General features: G+C 62.6%; 25 protein-coding genes. 21 read left to right on the top strand and 4 right to left on the bottom strand.

All coding sequences use genetic code 11. From position 1 onward, the window contains the following. Positions 1 to 21 precede the first annotated feature (21 nt). The 11 genes from menE (at position 22) to AACI_RS09430 (ending at position 12,449) form a co-directional block, all read left to right on the top strand. Positions 22 to 1,554, top strand: coding sequence for an o-succinylbenzoate--CoA ligase (gene menE, locus AACI_RS09480; RefSeq protein ID WP_012811211.1), 1,533 nt, complete (start codon positions 22 to 24; stop codon positions 1,552 to 1,554). After that, positions 1,551 to 2,906 carry an isochorismate synthase gene (locus AACI_RS09475; RefSeq protein WP_012811210.1) on the top strand — a complete coding sequence of 452 codons (1,356 nt, stop codon included), beginning with the start codon at positions 1,551 to 1,553 and terminating at the stop codon, positions 2,904 to 2,906. The genes menE and AACI_RS09475 overlap by 4 nt, the downstream gene beginning before the upstream one ends. Next, on the top strand, positions 2,903 to 4,591 hold the full coding sequence (gene menD / locus AACI_RS09470; RefSeq protein WP_012811209.1) for a 2-succinyl-5-enolpyruvyl-6-hydroxy-3-cyclohexene-1-carboxylic-acid synthase: 1,689 nt from the start codon (positions 2,903 to 2,905) through the stop codon (positions 4,589 to 4,591). Before AACI_RS09475 ends, menD begins: the two co-directional genes overlap by 4 nt. Continuing rightward, positions 4,588 to 5,424: a 2-succinyl-6-hydroxy-2,4-cyclohexadiene-1-carboxylate synthase gene (menH, locus tag AACI_RS09465; protein WP_012811208.1), complete on the top strand. Its 837-nt coding sequence runs from the start codon at positions 4,588 to 4,590 to the stop codon at positions 5,422 to 5,424. The genes menD and menH overlap by 4 nt, the downstream gene beginning before the upstream one ends. 195 nt (positions 5,425 to 5,619) lie before the next feature. Continuing rightward, complete coding sequence (gene pstS / locus AACI_RS09460; protein ID WP_012811207.1) at positions 5,620 to 6,747, top strand: phosphate ABC transporter substrate-binding protein PstS; 1,128 nt, start codon at positions 5,620 to 5,622, stop codon at positions 6,745 to 6,747. Positions 6,748 to 6,774: 27 nt separating this feature from the next. Beyond that, positions 6,775 to 7,773, top strand: coding sequence for a phosphate ABC transporter permease subunit PstC (pstC, locus tag AACI_RS09455; protein WP_012811206.1), 999 nt, complete (start codon positions 6,775 to 6,777; stop codon positions 7,771 to 7,773). Beyond that, positions 7,770 to 8,624, top strand: a complete 855-nt coding sequence (pstA, locus tag AACI_RS09450) for a phosphate ABC transporter permease PstA (RefSeq protein ID WP_012811205.1) — start codon at positions 7,770 to 7,772, stop codon at positions 8,622 to 8,624. The genes pstC and pstA overlap by 4 nt, the downstream gene beginning before the upstream one ends. 170 nt (positions 8,625 to 8,794) lie before the next feature. Beyond that, on the top strand, positions 8,795 to 9,967 hold the full coding sequence (locus AACI_RS09445; protein WP_012811204.1) for an MGDG synthase family glycosyltransferase: 1,173 nt from the start codon (positions 8,795 to 8,797) through the stop codon (positions 9,965 to 9,967). An 11-nt stretch (positions 9,968 to 9,978) separates the two neighbouring features. Further along, the gene (locus AACI_RS09440) at positions 9,979 to 10,677 is read left to right on the top strand and encodes a polysaccharide deacetylase family protein (protein ID WP_012811203.1); all 699 of its coding nucleotides are present in this window, start codon (positions 9,979 to 9,981) and stop codon (positions 10,675 to 10,677) included. 12 nt (positions 10,678 to 10,689) lie between these two features. After that, positions 10,690 to 11,319, top strand: coding sequence for a YkoP family protein (locus AACI_RS09435; protein ID WP_012811202.1), 630 nt, complete (start codon positions 10,690 to 10,692; stop codon positions 11,317 to 11,319). Further along, entirely contained in the window at positions 11,316 to 12,449 is a 1,134-nt protein-coding gene (locus tag AACI_RS09430) for an MGDG synthase family glycosyltransferase (RefSeq protein ID WP_012811201.1), read from the top strand. The genes AACI_RS09435 and AACI_RS09430 overlap by 4 nt, the downstream gene beginning before the upstream one ends. Here the strand turns inward: AACI_RS09430 and AACI_RS09425 are convergent. Further along, positions 12,434 to 12,916, bottom strand: a complete 483-nt coding sequence (locus AACI_RS09425; protein WP_012811200.1) for a flavin reductase family protein — start codon at positions 12,914 to 12,916, stop codon at positions 12,434 to 12,436. The genes AACI_RS09430 and AACI_RS09425 overlap by 16 nt on opposite strands. A 305-nt stretch (positions 12,917 to 13,221) precedes the next feature. Between AACI_RS09425 and AACI_RS09420 the strand changes: the two genes are divergently transcribed. Beyond that, entirely contained in the window at positions 13,222 to 14,043 is an 822-nt protein-coding gene (locus tag AACI_RS09420) for a C40 family peptidase (RefSeq protein WP_245530526.1), read from the top strand. Between the two features lie 81 nt (positions 14,044 to 14,124). On the opposite strand, the gene AACI_RS16595 is transcribed toward AACI_RS09420, so the two are convergent. From AACI_RS16595 to pstB, 3 genes are all read right to left on the bottom strand, one after another. After that, positions 14,125 to 14,265 (bottom strand): hypothetical protein, encoded by a 141-nt coding sequence (locus AACI_RS16595; RefSeq protein ID WP_169304833.1) that lies wholly within the window; start codon positions 14,263 to 14,265, stop codon positions 14,125 to 14,127. Between the two features lie 131 nt (positions 14,266 to 14,396). Beyond that, positions 14,397 to 15,074: a phosphate signaling complex protein PhoU gene (phoU, locus tag AACI_RS09415; RefSeq protein ID WP_148213775.1), complete on the bottom strand. Its 678-nt coding sequence runs from the start codon at positions 15,072 to 15,074 to the stop codon at positions 14,397 to 14,399. 15 nt (positions 15,075 to 15,089) lie between these two features. After that, positions 15,090 to 15,830 (bottom strand): phosphate ABC transporter ATP-binding protein PstB, encoded by a 741-nt coding sequence (gene pstB / locus AACI_RS09410; protein ID WP_148213856.1) that lies wholly within the window; start codon positions 15,828 to 15,830, stop codon positions 15,090 to 15,092. Between the two features lie 1,058 nt (positions 15,831 to 16,888). Here pstB and AACI_RS09405 point away from each other — a divergent pair. The 9 genes from AACI_RS09405 to AACI_RS09365 all read left to right on the top strand — a co-directional run bounded on the left by AACI_RS09405 (position 16,889) and on the right by AACI_RS09365 (position 25,757). After that, positions 16,889 to 18,106 (top strand): IS256 family transposase, encoded by a 1,218-nt coding sequence (locus AACI_RS09405; protein ID WP_012810845.1) that lies wholly within the window; start codon positions 16,889 to 16,891, stop codon positions 18,104 to 18,106. 377 nt (positions 18,107 to 18,483) lie between these two features. Next, positions 18,484 to 18,702 carry a helix-turn-helix transcriptional regulator gene (locus tag AACI_RS09400; RefSeq protein ID WP_041707479.1) on the top strand — a complete coding sequence of 73 codons (219 nt, stop codon included), beginning with the start codon at positions 18,484 to 18,486 and terminating at the stop codon, positions 18,700 to 18,702. Positions 18,703 to 18,987: 285 nt separating this feature from the next. Next, positions 18,988 to 19,227: an indolepyruvate ferredoxin oxidoreductase subunit alpha gene (locus AACI_RS09395; protein ID WP_008336977.1), complete on the top strand. Its 240-nt coding sequence runs from the start codon at positions 18,988 to 18,990 to the stop codon at positions 19,225 to 19,227. Positions 19,228 to 19,315: 88 nt separating this feature from the next. Continuing rightward, positions 19,316 to 19,756 (top strand): hypothetical protein, encoded by a 441-nt coding sequence (locus AACI_RS09390; protein WP_012811195.1) that lies wholly within the window; start codon positions 19,316 to 19,318, stop codon positions 19,754 to 19,756. Between the two features lie 273 nt (positions 19,757 to 20,029). Further along, complete coding sequence (locus AACI_RS09385) at positions 20,030 to 21,739, top strand: ABC transporter substrate-binding protein (RefSeq protein WP_012811194.1); 1,710 nt, start codon at positions 20,030 to 20,032, stop codon at positions 21,737 to 21,739. A 107-nt stretch (positions 21,740 to 21,846) separates the two neighbouring features. Further along, positions 21,847 to 22,833 (top strand): ABC transporter permease, encoded by a 987-nt coding sequence (locus tag AACI_RS09380; protein WP_012811193.1) that lies wholly within the window; start codon positions 21,847 to 21,849, stop codon positions 22,831 to 22,833. Further along, positions 22,834 to 23,829 (top strand): ABC transporter permease, encoded by a 996-nt coding sequence (locus tag AACI_RS09375; protein WP_012811192.1) that lies wholly within the window; start codon positions 22,834 to 22,836, stop codon positions 23,827 to 23,829. It abuts the gene before it with no gap. Then, positions 23,795 to 24,790, top strand: a complete 996-nt coding sequence (locus tag AACI_RS09370; RefSeq protein WP_012811191.1) for an ABC transporter ATP-binding protein — start codon at positions 23,795 to 23,797, stop codon at positions 24,788 to 24,790. The genes AACI_RS09375 and AACI_RS09370 overlap by 35 nt, the downstream gene beginning before the upstream one ends. Then, positions 24,783 to 25,757 (top strand): oligopeptide/dipeptide ABC transporter ATP-binding protein, encoded by a 975-nt coding sequence (locus tag AACI_RS09365; RefSeq protein WP_012811190.1) that lies wholly within the window; start codon positions 24,783 to 24,785, stop codon positions 25,755 to 25,757. Before AACI_RS09370 ends, AACI_RS09365 begins: the two co-directional genes overlap by 8 nt. The last annotated feature ends 36 nt before the right edge of the window (positions 25,758 to 25,793 follow it).

Genomic DNA, 25,793 nt, shown 5'->3' with positions numbered 1-25,793 from the left:
GGCGGGGGGTGAACGGCCATCATGAATCTAGAGAGAGCGCAGGCGCCCGTCGCCTTCCTGCCGGATTGGCTGTCGCTCCACGCGGAGCGCAGGCCCGGGCGCGTGGCGCTTCGGTCGGACCATCGCGCCATCACCTACGCCGAGCTGTACGCCGCGGCGAGGTCCATGGCGGCCCGGGCGTTCGCGCTCGGCGTCCGCCCGGGCGATCGCGTCGGCGTGATGTGTCACCAAGGCCTCATGCACGCGCTCTGCCTGCACGCGCTGATGTTGCTTCGCGCCGTCCTGGTGCCGCTCAACTGGCGCCTTCAGCCGAGCGAGCTGGCGTATCAACTCGAGGACTGCGGGGCGTCGTTTGTGCTCTGCGACGAATCGGCGGCGCCGCTCGCCTCTCAGGTGGCGGGCATGGTGTCGCGCTCCGTGCAGACCGTCGTCCTGTCGGAACGCGCTTGGGAGGCCGAGGCGTCGCACGCGGAGCCCGCGTCCATCGCGTCCGTTGACGTGTCGCTTCCATCGGTGCACGCCATCGTGTACACGAGCGGCACCACGGGCAGGCCCAAAGGCGCCATGATCACCTACCAAAACCATTGGTACAGCGCGATGGCGTCGGCACTTCAATTCGGCCTCGATCCGGACGAGCACTGGCTCGTCCCTATGCCGCTTTTTCACGTCGGCGGCATGGGCGTGCTGATGCGGAGTCTCATCTACGGCACGACGGCCGTCGTACACGATCGGTTCGACGCGGAACGGGTCGATCGCGCCTTGGCCTCCGGCGAGATCACGCTGGTGTCGCTTGTGCCGACGATGCTCGCGCGGATTCTGAAGCTTCGGCGTGGGCCGTATCCGCCGCGGCTTCGAGCCATCCTGTTGGGCGGAGCGGGCTGTCCTCGCCCTGTGCTGGAGCGCGCGCTCGAACTCGGCCTGCCGGTTGCGCAGAGCTACGGGCTCACGGAGACGAACACGCAGGTGGCGACCATTGACCTGGCCGACGCGCTGCGCAAGATGGGGTCGTCCGGGCGCCCGCTGGCCAACACACGCATCGCCGTGCAAGGCCCGGACGGGCCCACGACGGAGCCTGGAGTCGAGGGCGAGATCCTCGTGCAGGGCCCGACTGTATTCGCTGGTTATTATAACAGAAAAGAGGAGACCGAACGCGCGCTGGCCGGGGGATGGCTTCACACCGGGGACATCGGGCGTTTCGACGAAGAGGGTTTTTTGTACGTGTTGGACAGGCGCGCGGATCTCATCGTGTCGGGCGGGGAAAACGTGTATCCGGCCGAGATCGAGTCGCAGATGCTCGCGCTCCCCGGCGTGGTGGACGCCGGAGTCGTGGGAAAACCGGACGACGAGTGGGGACAGGTACCTGTGGCGTTCGTCGTGCTGGAGCCAGGCAAGGTGCTCACGGACGAGATGGCGCGCGCGCTTCGCGAGGAGCTCCGCGCTCGGCTCGCGCATTACAAGGTGCCCGCCGAAATTCGGCAAGTCGATGCGCTGCCCCGCACGGCGTCCGGGAAGCTGATGCGCTACGAGATGAGAAAGTGGGTGATGCAGGGATGAGCGTGACGGCGCGAGAAGCGCTGCGACAAAGCCTCATGGCGCGAATCGTCGAGGCGTTTACCGAGGCGTCGGCGCGCGGGCAGTCCGACCTGCCCGTTCGGCTGCGCGTTCCGTTTGATCGCTCGCTTGCGTCGCTCGCGCACTGGCATCGCTGGGAGCCCGCCGTCTACAGCCGTCCGCCGAGCGGGGATGAGCGTTTTGGGGTGGGCGTATACCGACGGCTGGTGGCGAGCGCGGACGACGACTGGGACGATCTGAAGGCTCGCTTTGCGGAGGAAAAACTTCCGCCGGGCCTTCCTTGGTTTGGGGCTGTTCCGTTCGATTTCCGTGCCCTTCCGCTCGGGATATGGGCGGCTTGGCCGAAGTCCATCTGGTTTGCGCCAAGGCTGTACCTCACCAAGGCGCCTTCTTCGGACGTGGCGGAGGTGCTCTACATTCCGCCTCGCGGCGCCGACGAGATGGACGTGCGGACCGACGTGATGGACCTCCTCGACGTCCACGGAGAGGACACCTCAGGGGAACGCCCGGCGTTCGAAGAGCCCGAGGACTTTCGCCGGTTCGCGGACAAGGTCCATCGCGCGCTCCGAGAGATTGGTCAGGGGCGGCTCAGCAAGGTGGTCGTCGCCCGCTTCGTCACCGGCCGCGTCACGCGCCCGCTGGACGAGGCGCTCGAGATCCTCGCTTCACGGTATCCGGACAGCCATGTCTTCGCGCTCTCCTGGCAGGGTAGATGGCTTTTGTCCGCAAGCCCGGAGCGGCTGTGCGCGGTCCGGGGTCAGGCGGTCGAGATCGACTGTCTCGCCGGGACGGCGCGCAGAGGGCGGAGCGACGAGGAAGATCGCCAGCTCGAGGACGAGCTGCTCGCGAGTGCGAAGAATCAAAGGGAGCACCGAGCGGTGGTCGATCACGTCCTGCAATCCATCGCGCCGCTGTGTGAGCGCGTGGAGGCAGAGGCGGGGCCCGCGGTGCTGAAATTGGCGAACGTGCAGCATCTGCGGACGCGGGTGACAGGTCGGCTGAAGCCCGGCGTGGGACTCCTCGATGTGGCGAAGACGCTCCACCCGACGCCAGCGGTGGCCGGAACGCCTCAGCGGGAGGCCACCAGTTACGTGACGGCCCACGAAGGCTGGCCGCGCGGGTATTACGCGGGTGCGTTTGGCACGTACGCCGAGGGGGAGGGCGAACTCGACGTGTGCTTGCGCTCGGCCTTCGTCGACGCCGGGGAAGCCGCGCTCTTCGCGGGCTGCGGGATTGTCGAGGGCTCGGATCCGGTCGCCGAGTGGGAGGAGAGCGAACTCAAACTCAGGCCGATGCGGGAGGCGTTGGGCGTTCAGGAGGAGGTAGGGCCTTGAATCCGGACCTGTGGCCTGTGCACGCGCTGGTGGATGGGTTGTACGCGAGCGGAGTGAGGCGCGCGGTCATCTCGCCGGGATCGCGCAACACGCCGCTCGTCTTTGCGCTCCTCGAGCACGGCGGTCTGGAACTCGTCTCCCACATGGACGAGCGATCCGCCGCCTTTTTCGCGCTTGGCATGGCTCGCCAGTCGGGAGAGCCGGTGGCCGTGGTCTGCACGTCGGGCACGGCGGTCGCCAATCTGTACCCCGCGGTCGTCGAGGCCTACTTCTCGCGCGTGCCGCTCGTCGTGCTGACGGCGGATCGGCCGGCGGAGCTGCGCGAGGTCGGGGCGAATCAGACCATCCGCCAACCGAACCTGTTCGGCGCTCATGTGAAGTGGGCCTGTGAAACGCCCGTGCCCGAGGACAGATCCGACCTCGCGCTCGACCTGCGAGGCCTGGCGATGCGCGCAGGGCTCGCCGCGAGGAGCGTCCCCGAGGGGCCGGTGCACGTCAATGTGCCGTTTCGGGAACCCCTTTTGCCTCCCCGAAGGAGCGATTCCGCGGGGCTCGCGGAGCTCCCCGCCATTCATGGGCAGCCTGCCGCCGGAGCGCCTTGCGCGCCATCCGCGCTCGCCCAGGTGGAGGAGGCGCTTTCCCGCGCCAGACGCCCCGTGATCGTCACCGGCCCGATGCGGCCCGGCCCGCTCGCGCAAGGTGTGGCTCGATTCGCCGGCGCGTCCGGCATTCCCCTGCTGGCGGACATCCTGAGCCAGTGCCGCGATAGCGAGGCGAGCGTGCCGCATTACGATCTCGTCCTCCGCGCGGGCGCTGCCCCTGAACCCCCGGATCTCGTCCTGCGCTTCGGCGGCGAGCCGACGTCCAAGGCGCTCTCCTCGTGGCTGCGCAAAGCGCGGGCGGAATTCGTGGTGTTCGACGAGACGCCCCTGTATCGCGACAGCGGACACCAGGCCACGCACGTGGTCATCGGCGATCCGACGCCGTGGCTTCATGAGGTGCCCGGCGCGCTCGGGGACTGGAGCGAGTACCGGGCGGCCTGGCGGCACGCATCCGACGCCGCGCGGCGCGCGCTCCGGGAATTCCTGCCCTGGTTTGAGGGCGAGGCGGTGCGGATGGCGGTCGAGGCCCTGAACCCGGGTCACGTGCTCGTGCTCGGCAACAGCCGACCCATTCGGGATGCTGACGCCCTGGCGCTGCCGAGGGCGGGGGTTGAAGCTTATGGAAATCGCGGCGCCAGCGGGATCGACGGCGTGATATCTACGGCGCTCGGCCACGCCGTCGCCTCCGGACGACCGACGCTCCTCGCCATTGGAGACGTGTCGTTTTACCACGATTTGAACGGGCTCGCCGCGGCTCGCGAACTGTCGTCTCCGTTCGTCGTGGTGCTTGTGCACAACGGCGGCGGCGGGATCTTCCGCCATCTGGCGCAGGCGGAGAGGCCCGACGCGATCGACTGGTTCACCACGCCGCACGAGCTGGACTTCGCGCCCATCGTGCGCGCGTACGGGGGCACGTACGTGTGCGCGGGCGATGCCAATGCCCTGATGACCGGCCTGCGCGAAGGAATGGAGCGCCCGGGGCTCACGGTGGTGGAGGCCCGCTTTCCAAACGAGGAGAGCCCACGGGTCTACCGCGATCTCGTCGCGCGGCTCGCGAGCGCGATGGGCGTGGGTGCCCGATGAAGCGCGTGGCTTTGATCCGCGGCGTTCGATACGCGTACCGGCTTGTCCCCGGCGGCGAGCCGTGTCTGTTCCTGCACGGCTTCACCGGCGCGGGCGACGTGTTTGTACCCGTCCTGGAACGGCTCGCAAGCTTGGGCTGCCGGCCGTCCGCCATCTTGCCCGACCTTCTGGGGCACGGCGCAAGTGACGTGCCCGATGACGCGGCGCGCCTTTCCATGGACGAAACCGTGCGCGATCTCGACGCGCTGCTCGATGAGCTCGGGATTCCGTCGTGCCGAGTGGTGGGGTATTCGATGGGCGGGCGCGTCGCGCTCGCGTTTGCCATCTCTCGTCCTCACCGTGTGCGCGCGCTCGTGTTGGAGTCCGCGTCGCCGGGCATCGAAGATGCGAGTGAGCGCGAGGCGCGAAGGCACGAGGACGATCGGTTGGCGGACGAGATCGAAGCGCGCGGTCTGGACTGGTTCGTCTCCGAATGGGAGCGACGCCCCATCTTTGCGACGCACGAAGGGCTGCCGGACGTGGAGAAGGCGCGCCAGCGCGCGATTCGGCGTTCGGGCAGCGCGCGCGGCTATGCGCAGAGCCTGCGCGGGTTGGGGACGGGGCGACAGCCGTCGTATTGGGACGCGTTAGGCCGGCTGACGATGCCCGTCGCCCTGGTTACGGGGGCGCTGGATGCGAAGTTCACAGGGATTGCCGAACGCATGCAATCTCGCCTTCCCAACGCCGTGCACGTCGCCATCGACGGCGCGGGTCATACACCGCACCTGGAACAACCGGACCGGTTCGCCACGTGGCTGGCACAGTTCCTCTCTGCATCGGGGCGCCTGGATTGAGCGAGGCGCCTGCCCCGTTTGTAAATGCACCGTAAAGTTTGTAAAGCCCCATCGGACAAATCTTCACACCAAATTCAGCATCTCTCCAATGCGCCTTCACATCCCCTTGGTACGCTCATTCCTGAAGGCAGCGGTTTGTTCCGCCGCTTGCGTGACAAACTACGTAGCAAAGAAGACGATAAGGGGGACCTTTGCGTGAAGTTGCGTTCGAAGTGGTTTGCGGGTCTGGCGGCTGTCGCCGCGGTCGGCGTGGTGGCGGGTTGCGGAACGTCGAATTCGTCTTCCTCGGCGCAGAACACGGCGCCAAGCAACTCGTCCCAACAGGCGGCCAGCGTGGCGAACGTCACGCTCACCGAGACGGGATCGTCGCTTTTGTATCCGCTCTTTAACGCGCAGTGGATTCCTGCCTACCATAAGCTTCATCCTGACGTGCAAATGACGGCCGCGTCGACCGGCAGCGGAACGGGCATCTCCGATGCCATCGCCGGCACGGTGGATATCGGCGCGTCGGACGCGTACATGGCGGACGCCCAGATTCAGCAGCATCCGGATATGCTGAACATCCCGGTGGCCATCTCGGCGCAGCAGATCATGTACAACCTGCCTGGCGTGAAGGGCCATCTCCACCTGAACGGCCAGGTGCTCGCCGAGATTTATGAGGGCAAGATCCAGTACTGGGACGACGCGAAGATCAAGGCGCTGAACCCGGGCGTGAAGCTTCCGCACCAGGTGATCAAGCCTGTGGTGCGCTCGGACGGCTCCGGCGACACGTTCCTCTTCACGCAGTACCTGAGCAAGTCGAGCGCCGAGTGGAACCAGAACTACGGCTACGGCACGACCATCTCGTGGCCTGGTTTGCAGACGGAGATTGGCGCCAAGGGCAACCAGGGCGTCGTGGCCGCCCTCTCGAAGACGCCGTACTCCGTTGGCTATGTGGGCATCAGCTGGCTGGACAAGGCCGTCCAACAGGGACTCGGCTACGCGGCGCTCGAAAATAAGGCTGGCAAGTACGTCCTGCCCACCAGCGCGACCATTCAGGCCGCTGCCCAGGAGGGCGTGAAGAGCGTGCCGGCCGACGAGCGGATCTCGCTCATCGACGAGCCGGGTGCCAACTCGTATCCCATCATCAACTTCGAATACCTCATCGTGAAGGACGATCAGCCGAATGCGGCGAAAGCCGACGCACTGAAGGCGTTCTTGGATTGGGCCATCAACCCGTCCGAGGGCAACAGCGCGAAGTTCCTGACGCCGGTGCACTTCCTGCCGCTCCCGACGAGCGTGCACGCCAAGAGTGAGGCGCAGATCCAGAAGATCAAAGGCTGACACCGATAGAAACCAGGAGGGCATGCCGTGCGCAAGGTTTCAAGAGCGGCCAAGGCCTGGGATCGCGGGTTTCGGGTGCTGGCGGCCATCGGGGCCGCCAGCCCTGCCGTGTTCTTGGTCTCCATTGCCGCCATCGTCTTGGTTGAATCGATTCCGACCATTCGCTTCATGGGGATTCACTTTCTCACCGAAACGCGCTGGGACATGGGGAACCTGTACGGGGCCCTGACGCACAGAAACGGCATCACGGCGCCCGCCGGCGCGTCCTACGGCGCACTTGTGTTCATCGTCGGCACGCTGTTGTCCTCCATCATCGCGCTCATCATTGCGGTGCCGGTCTCGGTCGGGACCGCGCTGATTCTTGCCTACCGCGTGCGCGGGCCACTCGGCTTCCTACTCAACATCCTGGTGGAGCTGTTGGCGGGCATTCCGAGCGTCGTGATCGGCCTGTGGGGCATCCTTGTGCTGGTGCCGTGGATTGCGAACGCCTTCGCGCCGTTCCTTAAGTCCATCCTGGGCTTCATCCCATTCTTCGGCGGACAGACGGGGACGGGCTACAGCCTGCTGGCGAGCGGCATCGTGCTCGCCATGATGATTGTGCCTATCATCACGGCGACGACGCGCGATCTGCTCGAACAGGTGCCGGTCCTCGCGCGCGAGGGCGGGCTCGGGATTGGGATGACGTCGTGGGAAGTGGTGCGTTACATTGCCCTGCCGTACATCCGCGAAGGTTTCATCGGCGCCGTCGCGCTCGGTTGGGGTCGCGCGATGGGCGAGACCATGGCGGTCCTGATGGTGTCCGGCAACGCGACGAACATCTTGCCGCAGAACCTGTATAGCCCGATTTCCACGATGGCCGCGTTCATCGCGAACCAGTTGGACAGCGCCGAGACGGACGCGTCGGGGATGGCGGTCCATGCGCTGTCCGAACTTGCGCTGCTTCTTCTCGCCATTACGCTCGCCACCAATCTCGTGGCTCGTTGGTTGGTGCGCCCGCGGCGTCGAGAAGGGGTGGTTGCGTCATGAGGAGACGTCGGCGGAAGTGGAAAAGCGCGCTCGGTTGGGGACTCGCCTGGCTGGCGTTTGCGCTTGTTCTGTTTGGTCTCGTCGATCTCGTCGGATCGGTCATGTGGGAAGGGATTCGCTCGTTTCGCTTCTCGATGCTGTTTGAGCCCACGCAAGGGATCGCGGGCGGCTTGGAGAACGCCATCTTGGGCACCTTTGAGCTCGTGTTCATCGGCGTGGTGTTCGCCGCGCCGCTCGGCATCCTGGGTGGAATTTTCACGTCCGAGTTTGCGCCGCCGCGCCTCGCCGCCGCCATCCGGTTTGTGGCCGAGGTGCTGTCGGGCGTGCCCTCTATCGTGATCGGCTACTTCGGCTATTTGCTGCTGGTCCTGCGTTTCCATTGGGGATTTTCCGCGCTGGCGGGCGGTGTGGCGCTGACGCTCATCATGTTGCCCTACATTCTTCGAACGACGGACACCAGCCTGCAGCAGGTACCTCTGTTGCAGCGCGAGGCGGCCTGGGCTCTCGGGATGACACGAACGCAGGCCATCTTGAAGACGGTATGGCGGCCCGCTGCCTCTGGGATGGCCACGGGTCTTTTGCTCGCCATCGCCATTGGCCTCGGCGAGACCGCTCCGCTTCTCTACACCGCGGGATGGAACTCGAACAATCCGTCGCTCGCGCTGACCCATTCGCAGGTGGGGTATCTGACGTACGTCGCCTACACGTACCTGGATGAGCCTTACGCGCAGGCCCGCCAACTGGCGTATGCGGCCGGATTTGTCCTGCTCATGCTGATCCTCATCATCCAGCTCGTCGTCCGCTTTGTGGTGTGGCGATCCTCGGCGCGGGGCGGGCGATCCGCGGCGTAACTCGAATTTCGTTCGGCTATTCGGCCCGGACAACGAATACCATAAGCGGAGAAGGTGTGCGGCATGCCTTCTCCGCTTTGTTCTTTTGGCCATCGATGGTCTTCTTCAGTTGTCCGGTGAATCCTTCAAGTTTAGAATAGAGCTGTGGAAGATTTGAGGGGGCGAGACGAATGCGCCGCGTTTTGCTGATGACCGCGTCCTTTGGCTCGGGGCACAACCAGGCGGCGTACGCCGTGATGGAGGCGCTCAAGGAAAAAGATGCCGAAGTGGAAGTGGTCGACTACGTCGGGCTCTTGAATCCAGCGCTGCGCTCGTTTGCAAAGTTCAGCCTGATTCAGGGAGTGAAGCGGGCGCCGGGTTTGTACGGCCTTTTTTATAAATCCATGTCGCGGATCGACCCGGATTCCGCCCTTCAGCGGTATGTCAACCACATCGGCATCGAGCGCATCCAGGAGTACATCGCGTATTACCGGCCTGACTGCATCGCGAGCACGTTTCCGACGCCAATGGGGGTCGTCGGCGAACTGCGCCGCGCGGGGAAAATCGACATCCCGAACCTGGCCATCGTGACGGATTACACGGCTCATCGCCAATGGTATCACGACTTCGCGGACCATTACTTCGTCGCGACCGATGAGGTGAAGCGCGATCTCGTCTCGTACGGGATTCCTGAGGACGCGGTGGACGTCGTGGGGATCCCGCTGCGCCGGAAGTTCCGAGAGGAAAACGTCCAGCGCCTTTTGGCGCATCGGTCTGAACTGATTCGTTCAATCGGTTTTCAAGAAGACATCCCTATCATCTTGCTCATGGGAGGCGGCAGCGGGATTCTGGCCGATCCCGGCGTGTGGGAGTCGTTCATCCCCGAGTCGGGCATGCAGTACCTCATCATCTGTGGCCACAATCGTCGACTGGAGCGCCGCTTCTCCGCGATTCAGAGCGAGCGCGTCCGCGTGTTCGGGTATACCAACGAGATCGAGAAGTTCATGGCGATGGCGGATCTCATCGTCACGAAGCCGGGCGGGCTGACGCTGACGGAGTCCATCGCGATGCGCCTGCCCCTCCTCATCTATCGGCCGATTCCAGGTCAGGAGGAGGCGAATGCGCGGTTCGCCGAGCAGGCGGGTGTGGCGGTGTGCGTGAAGTCTCCGGCGGAAGCTCAGGCGTTCTTGCTCTCGGTGCGCGAAGACCCGTCCATCCTGAGCCGCATGCGCGAGGCGTGCAGCGCGATGCCGAGCTGTGGCGCGGCGGAGCGCATCGCGCAAAAGATCATGCTGTATGCCACGAAGAAGCTTCCGTGCCGCTCCGTGTCGCCGGAGTGGCCGCCCGAGCTTCTTCCGACGTGAGAGGGAGCGCCGTGATCGGGTGGTTGGTCGCCGTGGTCCTCGCCGTCCTGGTGGTGTACGCGGGGCTGCCTTTCGTCTGGACGCGGGGCTTGGGGCGTTCCTGCATTCGCAGAACGCCGAAGCCCGGGTGCGTGGCGCTCACCTTTGACGATGGCCCTCATCCCGTGTACACGCCCCGGCTTCTGAACGCGCTCAGGGAAGCGGGAGCGAGAGCCACGTTCTTCGTGATCGCCGAGCACGCCCTCCGTCATCCCGAGATTGTCGAACGGATGCTGGCGGAGGGGCACGAAGTGCAGGTGCATGGGTATCGCCATTGGTTTGTGCCGCTGTTGCCCCCCGGACTCACGGCGCGCCAATGCGTGGGGGCCAGGGACATCTTGGCGCAGCGGTTCGGCATTGACCCCCGGGTCTACCGGCCGACCTGGGGAGCGTGCAACCTGGCGACGCTCGTGATGCTCAGGCGATCGCGCATGTCGATGCTGTTGTGGAGCGTCATGGTGGGCGACTGGCGCCGGACACCTCCAGAGGAGCTGGCGCGCCGCATTCTTGCCAAGCTCGACGCGCGCTCGGTGATTGTGCTCCACGACAGCGATGAGTCCCCGGGCGCAGAGCGCGGTGCGCCGGAAAGCGTGATTGCGGCCATCCCGGCCGTGGTCGAGGAAGTGCGCAGACGCGGATACACATTCGTGCTCGCGTCGGAATGCGAGTAGGGAGGGGAGACCATGCCAAATCGGGCAGCGCGGGCGGTCTTTGATGCATGGGAAGCCTTATTTCATCGCGCTCTGCACCTGGAGGAACTCGAGCCCGGCACAGAGCACCTGTTTTTCGTTGCCCGCCGTCGGTATCTCGGTCGGACCTTCGAGGTTGACGGGATTGTGGTTCGCCCGGGCGATCCCGTCGTGGAGATGCACATGAACAACGCGCTCATCGAACGGGCGCTTCGCGAGGATACCAACATCGTGCGGGCCATTGTGCGGCTCTTGAGGCAAGCACGCGTCTCGATGCCGGCGCTCGCGAGGGCCGTTCAGCACGAGAAATTTCGGGACGCCCAGGTGTTGTACGGGATCACGATGATTCACCGCGGGATCGAGCACTTCGGTTTTCACACGTACCCGCTCCGCAATCCATTCGTGCGCGCCGTGACCAGTTGGCACCTGACGAATATCCTGAAAATGGTCAATCCGGACGCGGATCATATCCTGCAGACGCATCGAGACGTGTTGCAGCCGAAGCTCGTCGTCGCTTCCAAACAAAAGATCATCGAGATGTTCGGCGAAGGCGCGCTCTCCGCGCGCGAGGGCGTGATGACCGACGACCAAGGCCGCGGCGAGGTCGTGTCCCTGGACTCATGAAGTGTCTCTTGCTCTACGCTTCATTTGGCGACGGGCATGTGCAGGTGGCGCGAGCGCTTTCGGAAGCTCTCACGCGGGATCTCGGTGCGGAAGTCCGGGCGGTGGATACGTTTCGGCAGACCAGCGCATCGCTCGCGAGGATCAACGAGCGAATTTTCGAATGGACCACGCGTTACGCGCCTGCGCTCTACGGCTGGAGTTACGATTGGACGAGAAATTTCTCCATTCGTCACCCTCTGTGGGCGTTCTTGGCGCGTTTTTCGCGCAGGGCCGCGTGGCGAGCGATTCACGAATTTCATCCGGACGTGATCGTGCAACTGTTCCCCGACCACGCGCTGGCGAAGTTGCCGCCCGGGCCGCGGCCTGTGGTGGCCGTGGTGCTCACGGATTTCGCCGTGCACAGTCGATGGGTTCATGCGAACGCGGATCTCGTGGTGGTGCCGACGCACGAAGCAGCGGCGCACGTGCGCCGCTTCCGCCCGGATGTCCGCGTGGAGGTGGGCGGAATCCCGGTGCGGGACCAGTTTCGCCGATGTGCGCTTTCTCGCCTCGACGGTGCGCGTCGCATCGTGCTCTTGACCGGGGGGCGCGGGGTGTTCCCGCAGTACGAGGGCGTGCTTGAGCGACTCATTCGCCACTTTCCCGATCACGTCATCGAGGTCATGTGCGGTCGAAACGCGCGAATGCTGGAGCGAGTGAAGGCATTTGCGGAGCGAGCGGGCCACGCGAGGATTCACCCCATCGGCTTTACCGACGATGTGGCCAGCCATCTTCAGCAAGCGGAGTTTGTCATTGCCAAGGCGGGCGGCGTGACCATCGCCGAGTGCCTGGCATCCGGCACGCCCATGGTGTTTTACAAGCCGCTGCCGGGGCAGGAGCGGGAAAACGCGAGGTGCATCGAGCGGCTCGGCGCCGGACGGATTGCAAGCACCCTCGCCGATCTCGACCATCTATTTGCGCATTGGTCCGAGGAGACGCAAGGCGCGATGCGGCTGCGGGCTGTCGAGTTGGGGAAGCCCGGAGCCGCGTCGTACGTGTCCTCGTGCCTCGCTCGCGCTTGGGAGCGTCATCAAGCCTTGGGGCACGAGGCGCCGGCCGCGGCTCCGCTTGTGCTTCAGGAGAGAGGGTGAAACGAGCCGTACTGGCTCGCGTAGTAGAGGAGCGGCGTTCGCGATTCGTCGACGGATGCCGCTTCGACTTGTCCGACGAGGACGCGGTGATCTCCACCTTCCCATTCGTGAACGAGCGTGCAAACGAGGTGAGCCTGCGCGCCCGCGAGGAGCGGCTGGCCCAACGGGCCGATATCGTGCGAGACGCCCTGAAACTTGTCGGACATCTTACTCGCGAACTGGTTCGAAAGGCCGGATTGTTCATCGGACAGAATGTTGACCGCGAACGCGCCGGATCGGCGAAGAAGTGGAAGAATGCTGGCGCGCTCGTCGATGCACGCGAGGACGAGCGGCGGGCGCAGCGACAGCGAGCAGAAGGCCGAGACGGTGATCCCGCCCATCTCGCCCTCGGCGGCCGCTGTGATCACGGTCACGCCGCTGGCGAATCGGGCCAAGGCCTTGCGAAAAGCGTTCTCGTCAATCGCCATGATGTGACTCCTTTCATTTTTCAACCCTCTTCCATTGTATCGGACTCGCGGCCCTCCGGAAACTTGTCAGGCCCACGCGCGTTCGGCTGAATTGGACACCATGGGGCAAAAATCGTCCTGATGTTCGAAGTTGTTCGCAAATCTATGAAAATACGATTGTCGAACTCGGGAGTGCCCGGTATAATAGGCCCCGAAGCAAGCATCTCTGTGGAGCAAAGGGGCTTTGGCGAGTGCGCTCTCGAATCGCAGCAAGCGTAGGTTGGTTGGCCGCGTGCCTGGGGGTTTCCTTCGTACCGGCCACGGCGTTGGCTTCGTCCGCGACGTACACCGTGCGCGCTGGCGACAGCCTCTACGGAATCGCGGCCAAGTTTCATGTGACTGTCCGCCAATTGGAGTTGTGGAACCATCTTTCGTCCGACGTCATTCACCCTGGGCAGGTCCTCGTGGTCTCCCAAGGCGGTTCCACCTCTGCATCGTCGTCTGCACCTTCCTCGTCCCGCTCAGAAGCGTCCACGTACGTCGTTGAGCCTGGTGACTCGCTGTGGTCCATCAGCGAGAAGTTTCACATCACCGTGTCGCAGCTCGAAGCGTGGAACGGCCTGACCTCGTCCAGCGCCATCCACCCCGGCGAATCGCTCCGGGTTTCGAGTCCGAAGGCCCTTTTCTCCTCCGTGAACTCTGCCGCCAAACCAGCGTCTCTGTCCAGCCGCGGAAGTTCGCCCGGGTCGTGGAATGCGCCCCTCACCCAGAGCGCGCTTGGGTTTGCAGTGGCCGACTATGCGCGGACTTTCCTCGGAGATCCGTACGAGTGGGGGGCGAATGGCCCATCGGCCTTCGACTGCTCAGGATTGATTCAGTACGTTTATGCCCACTTTTACATTCAGCTGCCGCGGACGAGTTACGCGCAGTATGAGGTGGGCGTCCCGGTTTCTGAGGGTGATCTGGAACCGGGGGATATCGTGTTTTTTGATACATACGGGAGCGGCCCGTCACACGACGGGATCTATCTCGGCAATGGCCAGTTCATCAATGCGGCGAGCACGTCCGTCGAGATCGACAGCCTGTCGGATCCGTATTGGGCCGACCACTACATCGGCGCCCGCCGGGTCATCGGGCAGAACGGGTGAGGAGACAAAAGGGAGGTGGCGCGGCGGAGCCGCGCTCCCTCCCTTTTCTCGATCTCGGCGCCTTCTCGCGCCGAGCCACCGTCAGGAGACGGCGTGTATGGTCACGTAGCCCGCGGTGCCGGCGAGAATGGCGACGGACGCAGCAAACGCGGCTTTTTCGAGGTATTGGACGAACGTCAACAGGCGCTGGACGGGATCTTGCGCGGCTTTCTTCCTTTCCACCACAACACCCTCCTAGCCATGATCATCTGCTTCCAGTCTACCACGTCGCGCGGCGCGGCAGACGGAGCATGGGCGTCCGTCTTTGACGGTTATGTCACAAGTTTCTCGCGAATCGTCGAGGCTTGTCGACGTCAGTTCAGATCGGACCGCTCGCCCGTCAGGATGTAGAGGACGCTCTCGCCAATGTTGGTGACGTGATCGCCGATGCGTTCGAGGTAACGGCCGCAGAACGCGATGAGCATGCGCTGCTGGGGGGTTCCGCTCGCGTCAGGCCCATCGGCGAAGAGTTCTTCCACGAGCAGTCGATAGTCGCGATCGACCGCGTCGTCCATTTCCGCCAATCTGCGCGCCGCATCCGCGTCGCTGTTCACGTAGGCGTTCAGTGCCTCGGACACCATGCTGTCGACCGCTTCCGCCATCTCCTGCAGGCGACGCGCCACATCGGGCATGGGGGGCGCCGCCAGGCGCAGGGCGGTTTTCGCGAGGTCGACGGCGAGGTCCCCCATCCGTTCCAGATCCACGGCGAGCCGCATGCCCGCGACAATTCTGCGGAGATCGCCGGCCACAGGCTGTTGGGTGGCGATGAGGCGGATGCACAAGTCCTCAATTTCGTGGTCCTGGCGATTGACCTCCCGATCCCGTTCGATGACGCGTTCTGCGAGCGCCTCGTCATGTTTCAGCACAGCCGCCACCGCGTGGCGGATGGACTCCTGCACGTCCCCACCCATGTGCAGGAGCTTCATCTTCAGTTCCTTGAGGGCGATGTCAAAGGCTTGGCGTTGCTGCATACGGCTCGTCCCTTCGTTCATGCGAGATTCGACCTGTCATCCAAATCGGCCGGTGATGTAATCTTCCGTGCGCTTGTCCTTCGGCTTCGTGAACATTTGCGAGGTGTCGTCCATCTCGATGAGATGGCCCTGGTAGAAAAATGCCGTCTTGTCCGCGATGCGGGCCGCCTGTTGCATGTTGTGCGTCACGATCACGATGGTGTACGTCTGCTTGATCTCTTCGATCAGCTCTTCGATGCGCATGGTCGAGATGGGGTCCAAGGCGGAAGCAGGCTCGTCCATCAGCAACACTTCCGGTTCCACGGCGAGCGCGCGGGCGATGCAGAGGCGCTGCTGCTGGCCGCCCGACAGCGCCGTCGCGGGCTTGGCCAGGCGATCTTTCACCTCGTCCCACAGCGCCGCCATGCGCAGCGCCCGCTCCACGCGATCCCGCAGTTCGCTCGGGCGCCGGATGCCCGCCAGTTTCAATCCAATCGCGATATTGTCGAAGATCGACATCGTGGGGAATGGGTTCGGCTTCTGAAAGACCATGCCCACCATCCGGCGGACGTCGACCGGATCCAGATCAAACAGCGACTCATCGGCCAGTCGGATATCGCCTTCCACACGGGCCTGGGGATGGGTTTCGTGCATGCGATTCAGGCACCGAATGAATGTCGACTTTCCGCAGCCCGACGGACCGATGATGGCGGTCACGCGGTTCTCCTCGATGTCCATGTCAATATTGTGCAACACCTGGTGTGCGCCGTACCATGCGTTTAAGCGGCGTACCGTCATGGACTTGCCCACGACTTGTCTCCTCCCAATCCTATGCCGTTTCCGATCTCTCTATCCTCAAGACACGCAAGATTCCGCAGAACACAATACCGGGTGAATGTTAAGGACGTGTGAGGTTTGTGTAGATTTTTGTGGGGAACAACACAAAAGCCACGGCGTGACCGCGGCGTGGCTCCTGTGTGCACAAGTAGATGATGACTGGTCCCAGTGTACCGCAAATCGCCCGCAGCTTGGTCCGTCCCGCGGGTGAACATGTGTCAATCCTGTGACAACCGTTCGGCCGAGTCCGCATCCCTCAGAGAACTTCAAAATCTTTCAACATCCTCTTCACAACGCCGTCACCTGGCCTTTACGTTTCGGTGCTACAGTGAGAGTGCGCTGGACCTGTGCTTAAGCGGTTCGTGCATGAACCCCAATCCGCGCTTGCCGCCTCTTCGCGAGGCGGCTCTTTTTGGAATATGGCCTACCGCGTGCGGTGGCGCGTTCCCTGCGCGCGATCACGTGCGGGGTTAGGGCAAAAGATCGAATTCGACAGAACCGTGACATGCAAAACTTTCGTTTGATCCACCCCAGTTTATCCCGTACACGAACCTCTAAAAACCGCGTCATATCAAGGATTCTCCTCTATCCACTTGTTGGAAAACCGCAACTTGCAAATCTCATGCTAATCTTCGTGGCTCCAAACGACATCACCGAGTTGAAGCAAGTCCGAGAACGCGGACGCAGCCGCCTCCTGGAGACCGGGCAGGACATGGCTGTACGTGTTCAGCGTCGTGGAGATGTTGGAGTGCCCCAGACGCTCTGGTGTTAGGTTAAAACAGTGGACACATTGAATCGAGAATGTAAGAATAAGTCGATTCGAGGTGAGCCACGTGACCCAAAAGTACGACAACGACTTTAAGCTACATGCTGTTCAACTCGCTTTGGAAGGCCACAAGCCGGCAAGCGAGGTTAGAGTCTCAAGTGGTGGTGTAAAATTCGTCGTCCCCAATTGACGAAGAAGCCACCGTGCGTGTCTACTAAGTGTGACCAACACCAAAAGTAGGAGGCACGCAACGATGGCTTCGCTCAATAGCTTCGCAGTTCTCGAATGGATTCGCAAGATGCAAGACGTGGATCAGATCGATTTTTTACGGGAATTGATGCAACTCGTGACGCAGTTCCTCATCGATGCGGAAGCCGCAGAGAAAATCGGTGCCGAGCGCTATGAGCGGACGGAGAGCCGTGTCACACAACGAAACGGCTATCGTTCAAGGGCCTGGGACACGCGCCTCGGGACGGTCGATTTGAAGATTCCAAAGCTCCGTCAGGGCAGCTTCTTCCCTTCCATTCTGGAGCCCAGGCGTCGAGCGGAACAAGCGCTGGCTTCTGTGATCCAGGAAGCGTACGTGAAGGGCGTGAGCACCCGCAAGGTCGATGACCTGGTGCGAGCGTTGGGCCTGGATGGCATTAGCAAAAGCGAGGTGTCTCGCCTCTGCCAGCTCATCGATGAAGAGGTTCGCCAGTTCAAGGAGCGGCCGCTCGAGCGTGAGTATCCGTACGTGTGGCTGGATGCCACGTTCCCGAAGGTGCGGGAGGGCGGCCGCGTGCAGAGCATGGCGCTGGTCATCGCCATTGGCGTCACGGACACCGGAGAGCGCGAAGTACTCGGATTCGATGTCGGAACGAGCGAGGACGGCGCGTTCTGGTCGGACTTTCTGCGCAGCCTGAAGGCGCGAGGTCTTCGGGGCGTGCGTCTGGTGGTGAGCGATGCGCACGCAGGCTTGCGCCAGGCCATTTCGGAAGTGCTGACGGGCGCGACGTGGCAACGCTGCAAAGTGCACACGATTCGGAACGTGTTGAGCCAAGTGCCGAAGAGGGAGCAGTCGATGGTGGCCTCGATCATCCGGACGATCTTCACCCAGCCCACGCAAGAAGCGGCCCGCGAGCAGCTTCGCCGAGTGGTCGCGGAACTCCGGGGGCGTTTCCCGAAGGCGATGGACATTTTGGAGGCAGCAGAGGAGGACGTGCTGGCCTTTATGGCGCTACCTATCGAGCACTGGCGGCAGATCTGCTCGACCAACCCGCTCGAGCGGCTCAATCGAGAGATGCGTCGGCGGATGGACGTCGTGGGGATTTTCCCGAATCGAGCATCGGTAGTGCGCCTCGCTGGAGCGATTTTGCAAGAGCAGCACGAAGAGTGGCTGGTGTCGCGGCGATATTTCAGCCTGGAGTCGATGGCGAAACTCAAGCCCAACCGTCCGTTCCTCGCAGCCGAGGCGATGTTGCAAAAATAACGTGTGGGAAGGGGCGTGCGAGCATGCTCGCAGACCAAGGCTTTGTCCCCTAATGGCTTGGAATCGACCGGCGAGCGCGCTGTCAAGGGCGTCCGAAGGACGAGTGAAGCGTCCCTTGACAGCGCGTGAAGACGGTCGATATCGCCCCGAACGGGACAAAGCCGACCGATGTCACACAGTAGACACAAACGGTGAATTTACACCTCTTGACGGGACACTACCTGAAGTACACGACCTAGCGTTTTTCGCCCATCGCGTGTTGTGCAGCCAACCACATCGCCTCCCATCATGTGTTGTGCTATAGGCATACGACGTCGATGCTTGTCGATATTCGTGGACGTGAAGGAAAAATACTGTCGGCGTCGAACTCGTCCATCATGGAACAGAAGGAGAAGACGCCATTGAGCAAGTTGTTAGAGGATAGGGGTATCAAACAACGCTGGCTGGCGCGCCAAATTGGCATGCCAGAAACCAGTCTTAGTTTCATCGTGCAAGGCAAGCGTATCCCCACGTTGCCCGTTGCAATGCGCATCGCCAGAGTTCTAGGTGTGACGGTGGAAGAGTTATGGGGACATATAGTGGACGATGAGGGCTAAGAGGATGCGTCAACCTCAAATGGCCCTGCTCACCTCATCAGTGGGTAGGGCTTTGCCGTGCTAATCGCGTTGCAAATCTGCTTGCAAATCTACTTGTTAGCACGAGATGAAACGAAGGCTGTCTAAAACGCCCCAAAAGTCGAGTGCGTCAAGGCTGGACAGCATTAAACGAAACGCGATGAGACGTGATTTTGAAAAACTTTCGTTTGAGTTTTCCTATAGATTTGGTGTATATCTGTAACGGGGACATCATCTACGATAAGGATTCGAGGGAGGCTCACGCGAATGCCGTTTGTCATCACGTCGCCTTGCATTGGGGAAAAGGCCGCGGACTGCGTGGAGACGTGCCCGGTGGACGCCATCCACGAGGGTCCGGATCAGTACTATATTGACCCCGATCTGTGCATTGATTGCGCTGCATGCGAGCCGGTTTGCCCGGTCAACGCCATCTATCAAGAGGAATTCGTTCCAGAGGACGAGAAGGAGTTCATCGAGAAGAACCGGAACTTCTTCCGCAATCGCTGAAATGCGGTTGCGCGCTCCGGAACCGTCGGTCCCGCTCGCGCGGGCCGGCGGTTTCGCCTTGAGAGGGTTCTTGAGAGGAGGGGGCGCCGTGAAGCGCTTATGGGCCGTCGCGTGCGCCGTGATCGGTTTGCTCTTGGTCACGGGTTGCGGCACGCCTCAGCGTCCGACGGACTCGCCGTCAGGCACGAGCTCGCGGCAAGCTGGTCCCCAGGTGGAGAGCCAGACGCAGGTGGACCCCAAGCTTTACGCTGTGTGCAGCGCTATCTATCGCGGAGTGGAACAGGCCCTGGCGGAGAACCGCAATGAAAGCTTTGACACAGAGCTTCAATCCGTTCAAGCGATAGGAAGCAGCGCTCCGCCGAACTCGCCGAACGGGGAATTGTTTGCGGACGCACAACAAGTGGTGGCGCTCTGCGACGCGTATACCGGGGAAGGGGCGCCCGCCAAGGTGTACAATGAGCTCCAGGACTCGCTTCGGACCTTGAAGCAGGCCCTGGATCGATACCATGCCATGGTGCCGCGTTCGTGAGCGTCTTGCCACGCGAACTCGACTTCTCGCCGTAATCGATTTCGAGGTGATGGAACCCCATAGCCTCGCGACTCGCGCCGAGGGATCGTGAATTTCCTCTTGCATTCGCTTTCATCGGCGTGGCAAAATAGCGATGAGAGCGTTTGCAGCGCCGCGATGGCGCAATCGATTTCGACCGGGGCGCGCGTTCTTTGTGCGCTCTCTTCGTAACCAGATCGATGTTGCGATTGGTCGAAATCGATTTCGAAGGATGTGCAAAAGGGGGAACGAAACATGAAGCGGTCGAAGAGCAATCGAGGATGGGTCGCCGCTGCGGTCGGTCTCGCCGTGGTGGGTGTCGCCGGGTGCGGCGCAGCGAACACCTCGGCGAACGGCGCCAGCCATTCTGCCTCGGCGTCGCCAGAGGCGGCGAGCGCGTCGTCGAGTTCGGTCCTGACCGTCGCGCCGAACGTCACGGGCACCTTTTCGGACAACTTCAATCCGTTTAGCACCAACAGCATGCCCGGCACCCTAGGCAACATCTACGAGACATTGTTCTACTTCGACAATACGACAGGGAAACAGTTCAACCTGTTGGGGACCTCCTTCCACTTTTCGAACGGAGGGAAAATCCTGACGGTTTCTCTGCGAAAAAACGCGGTCTGGACGGACGGAGTCCCGTTCACGGCGCAGGATGTTGTCTTCACGTTCGAGGATCTCAAGAAGTATCCCGACGCGGATACCAACGGCGTGTGGCAGCAGCTGAAGAGCGTCCAGGCCGACGGAAAGTACACCGTGGTCTTCCAGTTCGCGCAGCCCAACATCCCGTTTGCCGAGCAGTACGTCCTTGGGGGCACGTACATTGTGCCGGCTCATCAGTGGAAGTCGCTTGGCGATCCGGCCAAGGCCAAGATCACGCACTTGAACGCCATTGGCACGGGTCCATTCAAGCTGTCGTCCTTTACAACTCAGGACTACCAATTCACCGCAAATCCGCGTTACTACGGAGGGGCACCTGAGGTCAAGACCCTCAATTATCCGGCGTTCGCCAGCAACTCGAGTGCCGATTTGGCGCTCGCGAGCGGTCAGATTCAATACGCCGGCATCAACATTCCCAATGTCGAGAAGACCTTCGTGGCAGCCGATCCGGCGCACAACCACTATTTGTTCCCGCCCAACGAATCGGTGGAGCTCTATCCGAACCTGCACAACTCGCTGCTCGCCATGCTGCCTGTGCGCGAGGCCATCAGCCTGGCCATCGATCGCGACGCACTCTCCAAAATCGGAGAGACGGGCTATGAGAAGCCAGCCGTGCCGACGAGTCTCGTCTTACCGCCACAGTCGTCGTGGTTGGACCCGAGTCTGCCCGCGAGCGATCGCGCCTTTGCGGTCAACGATGCCAAAGCGGTTCAGATTTTGCAGAAGGCAGGCTTCCGCAAGGACCAAAACGGGATTTTTGCGCTCCATGGCAAGGAGTTGTCCTTCAACTTACTCACGGTAAGCGGTTGGAGCGACTGGGATGAGGACGCGCTGCTCATCAAGCAGCAGTTGGCGAAGGTCGGGATCGCCGTGAATGTCCAGGAGGAGCAGTTCTCGGCCTACTACAGCGCTATCGATCCGGGCCCGGGCCAGACGCCGCACTACGACCTCGCCATCTCGTGGACCAACGTGGGGCCTACGCCGTACACGACGTATTACGACATGTTGGATTCGCACGGATCCTTTAATTTGGAAGGCTATCGCAATGCGCAGGTGGATCAGTGGTTCAACGAGTTTTCGTCGACCACGGATAGCCAGGTTCAGCACCAGGTGATGTACAGGATTGAGCGACTCGTGGCGAGCCAACTGCCGGTCATCCCGCTGTTGGATGGCGCGCTCTGGTACGAGTACAACGACAGCCACTTCACGGGCTTCCCGACGGCCAACAACCTCTGGATCAATCCGGCGCCGTACACCTACCAGGCGGCTGCCATCATCATGGATCACCTGAAGCCGGTGAAGTGATTGGGCGGTCGCTTTACGAACGAGGCGGCGGCAGCTAGGATAGGAGTAAGCGGATACACGGGCGCGGGCGCCCGCCGCCGCGCCCGTCCAAAAAGGAGGGGAGTTGCATGCGATATTTCCTAAATCGATTTTGTTTTCTCGTCTTGTCGCTTTGGGCGGCTATCACGCTGAACTTCATCCTGCCGCGCCTCATGCCCGGCAACCCTGCTCAGGCGATGATCGCTAAGCAGGCCGGGAATATCAATCCTGCCGCACTGAAAGCCATTGAGGAGCAGCTCGGGCTGTCAAATGGTCCCCTGTGGCAGCAGTATTTTCAGTACCTCGGAAATCTGTTGACAGGGCACTGGGGCGCTTCGTTTCAGTACTTTCCGACCCCGGTCGTCAACATCATTGAGACGAGCCTGCCGTGGACCATCGTGCTGCTCGGCGTGGTGACCATCATCTCCGTGGTCGTCGGAACGCTCATCGGCATTCTCATCGCCTGGCGCCGCGGCGGAACCGCGGACAACGTGATCCCGGTAGCCACGATGTTCGGCCAGGCCATCCCGACCTTCTGGCTCGGCCTCATTCTCATCTACTTCTTCGGGTTCGTGCATCACTGGTTTCCGCTCGCGCACGGATACGGAGACGACGTGACGCCGGGGCTCAACGCTCCGTTTCTGGCGAGCGCGGTCTACCACAGCATCCTGCCGGCGGTGGTGGTGTTCGTCGGCAGCATCAGCGGCTGGATCGTGGGCATGCGCAACAACATGATCACGACGCTCGGAGAGGACTATGTGGTCTTCGCCGAGGCCAAAGGGGTATCGAAGCGGAGGCTCATTTTTTCGTACGCCGCGCGCAATGCGCTCCTGCCTCAGTTGACCTCCGTGGCCATCGCGCTCTCGTCGATCATCGGCGGGCAAATTCTCATTGAACAAGTGTTTTCCTACCCAGGCATCGGATACGGCCTGACCAACGCGGTGGCGAGTGAAGACTATCCGCTCATTCAAGGGATGTTTCTCATCATTGCGGTGACAGCGCTTGTGATCAACTTCATTGTCGACATGCTGTACGGACGGCTCGATCCGCGCGTGCGTAGAAGGGGGGCGGCGTGAATGACAGTCGCAGCCATCGATGTGGTGGATCCGCGCGCGAAGCGGGCGAGCAGGCGCAGAAACTCGGCGTTGCGCCAGTTCTTTCGAAATCCGAAGGCGCTCGCGGGCGTCGTCCTGTTTGGCATGTTTCTGGTGGTGGCCATTTTTGCGCCTGCCATCGCGCCCTACAATCCAACTTCCACGGCGTTTGGCATGCTGCAACCTCCGTCGCACGCGCACTGGTTCGGCACGACGAGCCTTGGCCAGGACGTGTTTTCACAGTTCATCTGGGGCACGCGGACCACGCTCATCGTGGGCGTCGGAGCGGGGCTTTTGAGCACCGTGATCGCCATCCTGATCGGCGTGACGGCAGGGTATGTCGGCGGCGTGGTCGATTCAATCCTAAACGCGCTCTGTAACATTTTCCTCGTCATGCCGGGATTGGCGCTGCTCATCATCATCGAATCGTACGTGCACAACACGACGCCGTATATGAACGGTCTGATCATCGCGCTGACGGGCTGGGCGTGGGGCGCGCGCGTGATGCGGTCCATGGCCATGACCATTGCGAGCCGGGATTACATCGCGGCGGCGCGCCTGTCGGGGATGTCGACGTTCCGCATCATCCTGTTCGAGATCGTGCCGAACATGACGAGCGTCATTGCCTCCAACGTGATGTACGCCTGTCTGGCGGCGGTGCTCGCGGAGTCGGGCCTCGCGTATCTCGGGTTCGAAAATGTGGCCTCGACGAGCTGGGGCACGATGCTGTACTGGGCGACGCAGAACAGCGCGCTGATGAGCGGGGCGTGGTGGTGGTTCGTGCCGCCGGGGCTCGGCATCGCGCTTCTCGGCACGAGCTTTGCCCTGATGAACTTCGGCATCGACCAGGTCACCAACCCGCGTCTGCGCACGTCGCGCAGGCGTCGACAGGTCGAGAAACTGCTGCGCGAGCTTCGGGCGCAGAACGGTGAGGTGAAGGCGGATGGCAGAGACGCGAGAACCGGTGCTTCAGATTGAGGACCTGTCCGTCGCCTACGTGACGAACACGGGGCTCGTGCACGCGGTGAGCGACGTGAACCTGACCGTCCATCGGGGCGAGATCGTGGGACTGGTTGGGGAGTCGGGATCGGGCAAGTCGACGATGGCGTACACCATCATGCGGCTGTTGCGCGGCGACGCGGTGGTCACCAAGGGCCGCGTGCGGGTGTTGGGCCAGGATGTGTACGCGCTGTCCGAAAAGGAACTGAGGGCGTTTCGCTGGAGCAAGATGTCCATGGTGTTCCAGAGCGCGATGAGCGCCCTGAACCCGGTGATGACGGTGGAGACGCAGATCGTCGACACCATCTTGGCACACCGGCCGGATCTGTCGCGGCAGGCGGCGCGGGAGCGGGCGAAGGAGTTGCTCGATCTCGTCCGAATCGACCGGAAACACCTGCAGAGCTATCCGCACGAGCTTTCCGGCGGCATGCGCCAGCGGGTCGTGATCGCCATCGCGATTGCGCTCAATCCCGCGCTCGTCATCATGGATGAGCCGACGACCGCGCTTGACGTTGTGGTGCAGCGGTCCATTCTGGACGAAATCCGGCGCATCCAGGAGCAGGTGGGCTTCGCCATCTTGTTTGTCAGCCACGACTTCAGCCTGGTGGCGGAGCTCGCGTCCCGCGTCGCCATCATGTACGCGGGCCGCATCGTCGAACTCACGCCGAGCCACCTGTTGAACCTGTCCGAGCGGCACCACCCGTACACGGAGGGGCTCCTGAAGGCCATTCCTCAGCTGACCGCGGACGAGGTGACCATCCAGGGGATTGGCGGATACCCACCGGATCTGCAGGACCTGCCGCCCGGCTGCGCGTTTCATCCGCGCTGCCCGTACGCCATGGACGTCTGCAGGCGCGTGCGCCCGGCGCAGGTGCGGGCGGGCGAGAAGGTGCTGGAGTGCCACCTGTTCAACGAGGCGGAGGTGAAGGCCCATGTCTGACGCACTCGCGACCGCGCAGGCGACCGCCCTCGTCGACGTGCGCGATCTCGTCGTCCGCTTTCCCATCGGTCGCGGCCGGTTCATACGCCCGGTCGATCACGTCAGTTTCTCGCTCCAGCCCGGCGAGGTGTTGTCGCTCGTGGGCGAGTCGGGATCGGGCAAGTCCACCATTGGCAAGGCGTTGGTGCGGATGATCGAGCCGTCGGAGGGCGAGATCTGGGTGGCTGGACGCGATGTGGCGCACATCCGGGGGCGAGAACTGAAGGCGTATCGAAAGGACGCTCAGATGGTGTTTCAGGATCCATTCGGTTCGCTCAACCCGACGCGGACCATCGAACAACACCTGGTGTTTCCGGTGCGGAAGTACCGCCGCGAGGGCCAGGGCCGCGTGAGCGATCTCATCGACGAGCTACTCGCCAAGGTGGGGTTGACGCCGGTCACCGAGACGCGGCGGAAGTACCCGCACGAGCTGTCGGGTGGCCAGCGGCAGCGCGTGGCCATCGCCCGCGCGCTCGCGGTGAACCCCAAATTCATCGTCGCCGACGAGCCCATCTCCATGCTCGACGTGTCGATACGCGCCGGGATTCTCAAGCTGATGAACGAACTGCGCGAGGAGATGAACATCGCGTTCCTGTATATCACGCACGATCTCGCCTCGGCGCGCTACATCGGCAACCGGATCATGGTGCTTTATGGCGGTAAAGTCATGGAAACGGCGCCGTCCGCCGAGCTGATTCGGCGCCCGGTGCACCCGTACACGCGGCTGTTGTTTGCGGCGACCCCGGGCACACGCCACCAGGGGCCGCTGCCGGAGACGTCGAACCGCCCGCCGAACCTACTCGAGGATCGCGTCGGATGCCCGTTCGCCGACAGGTGTCCGCTCGTGTCCGACGTATGCCGGTCGCAGGAGCCGCCGCTCGCGGAGGTGGCGCCCGGGCACTACGCCGCGTGCCATCATCCGGGCTGAACGACGAGATGTCGCGAGGTACACGGCACATTCATG

This window comes from Alicyclobacillus acidocaldarius subsp. acidocaldarius DSM 446, assembly GCF_000024285.1.
GTDB classification, from domain to species: domain Bacteria; phylum Bacillota; class Bacilli; order Alicyclobacillales; family Alicyclobacillaceae; genus Alicyclobacillus; species Alicyclobacillus acidocaldarius.
Note: the sequence above shows the minus strand (reverse complement) of the source record. Positions and strands in the feature narration are given on the sequence as shown.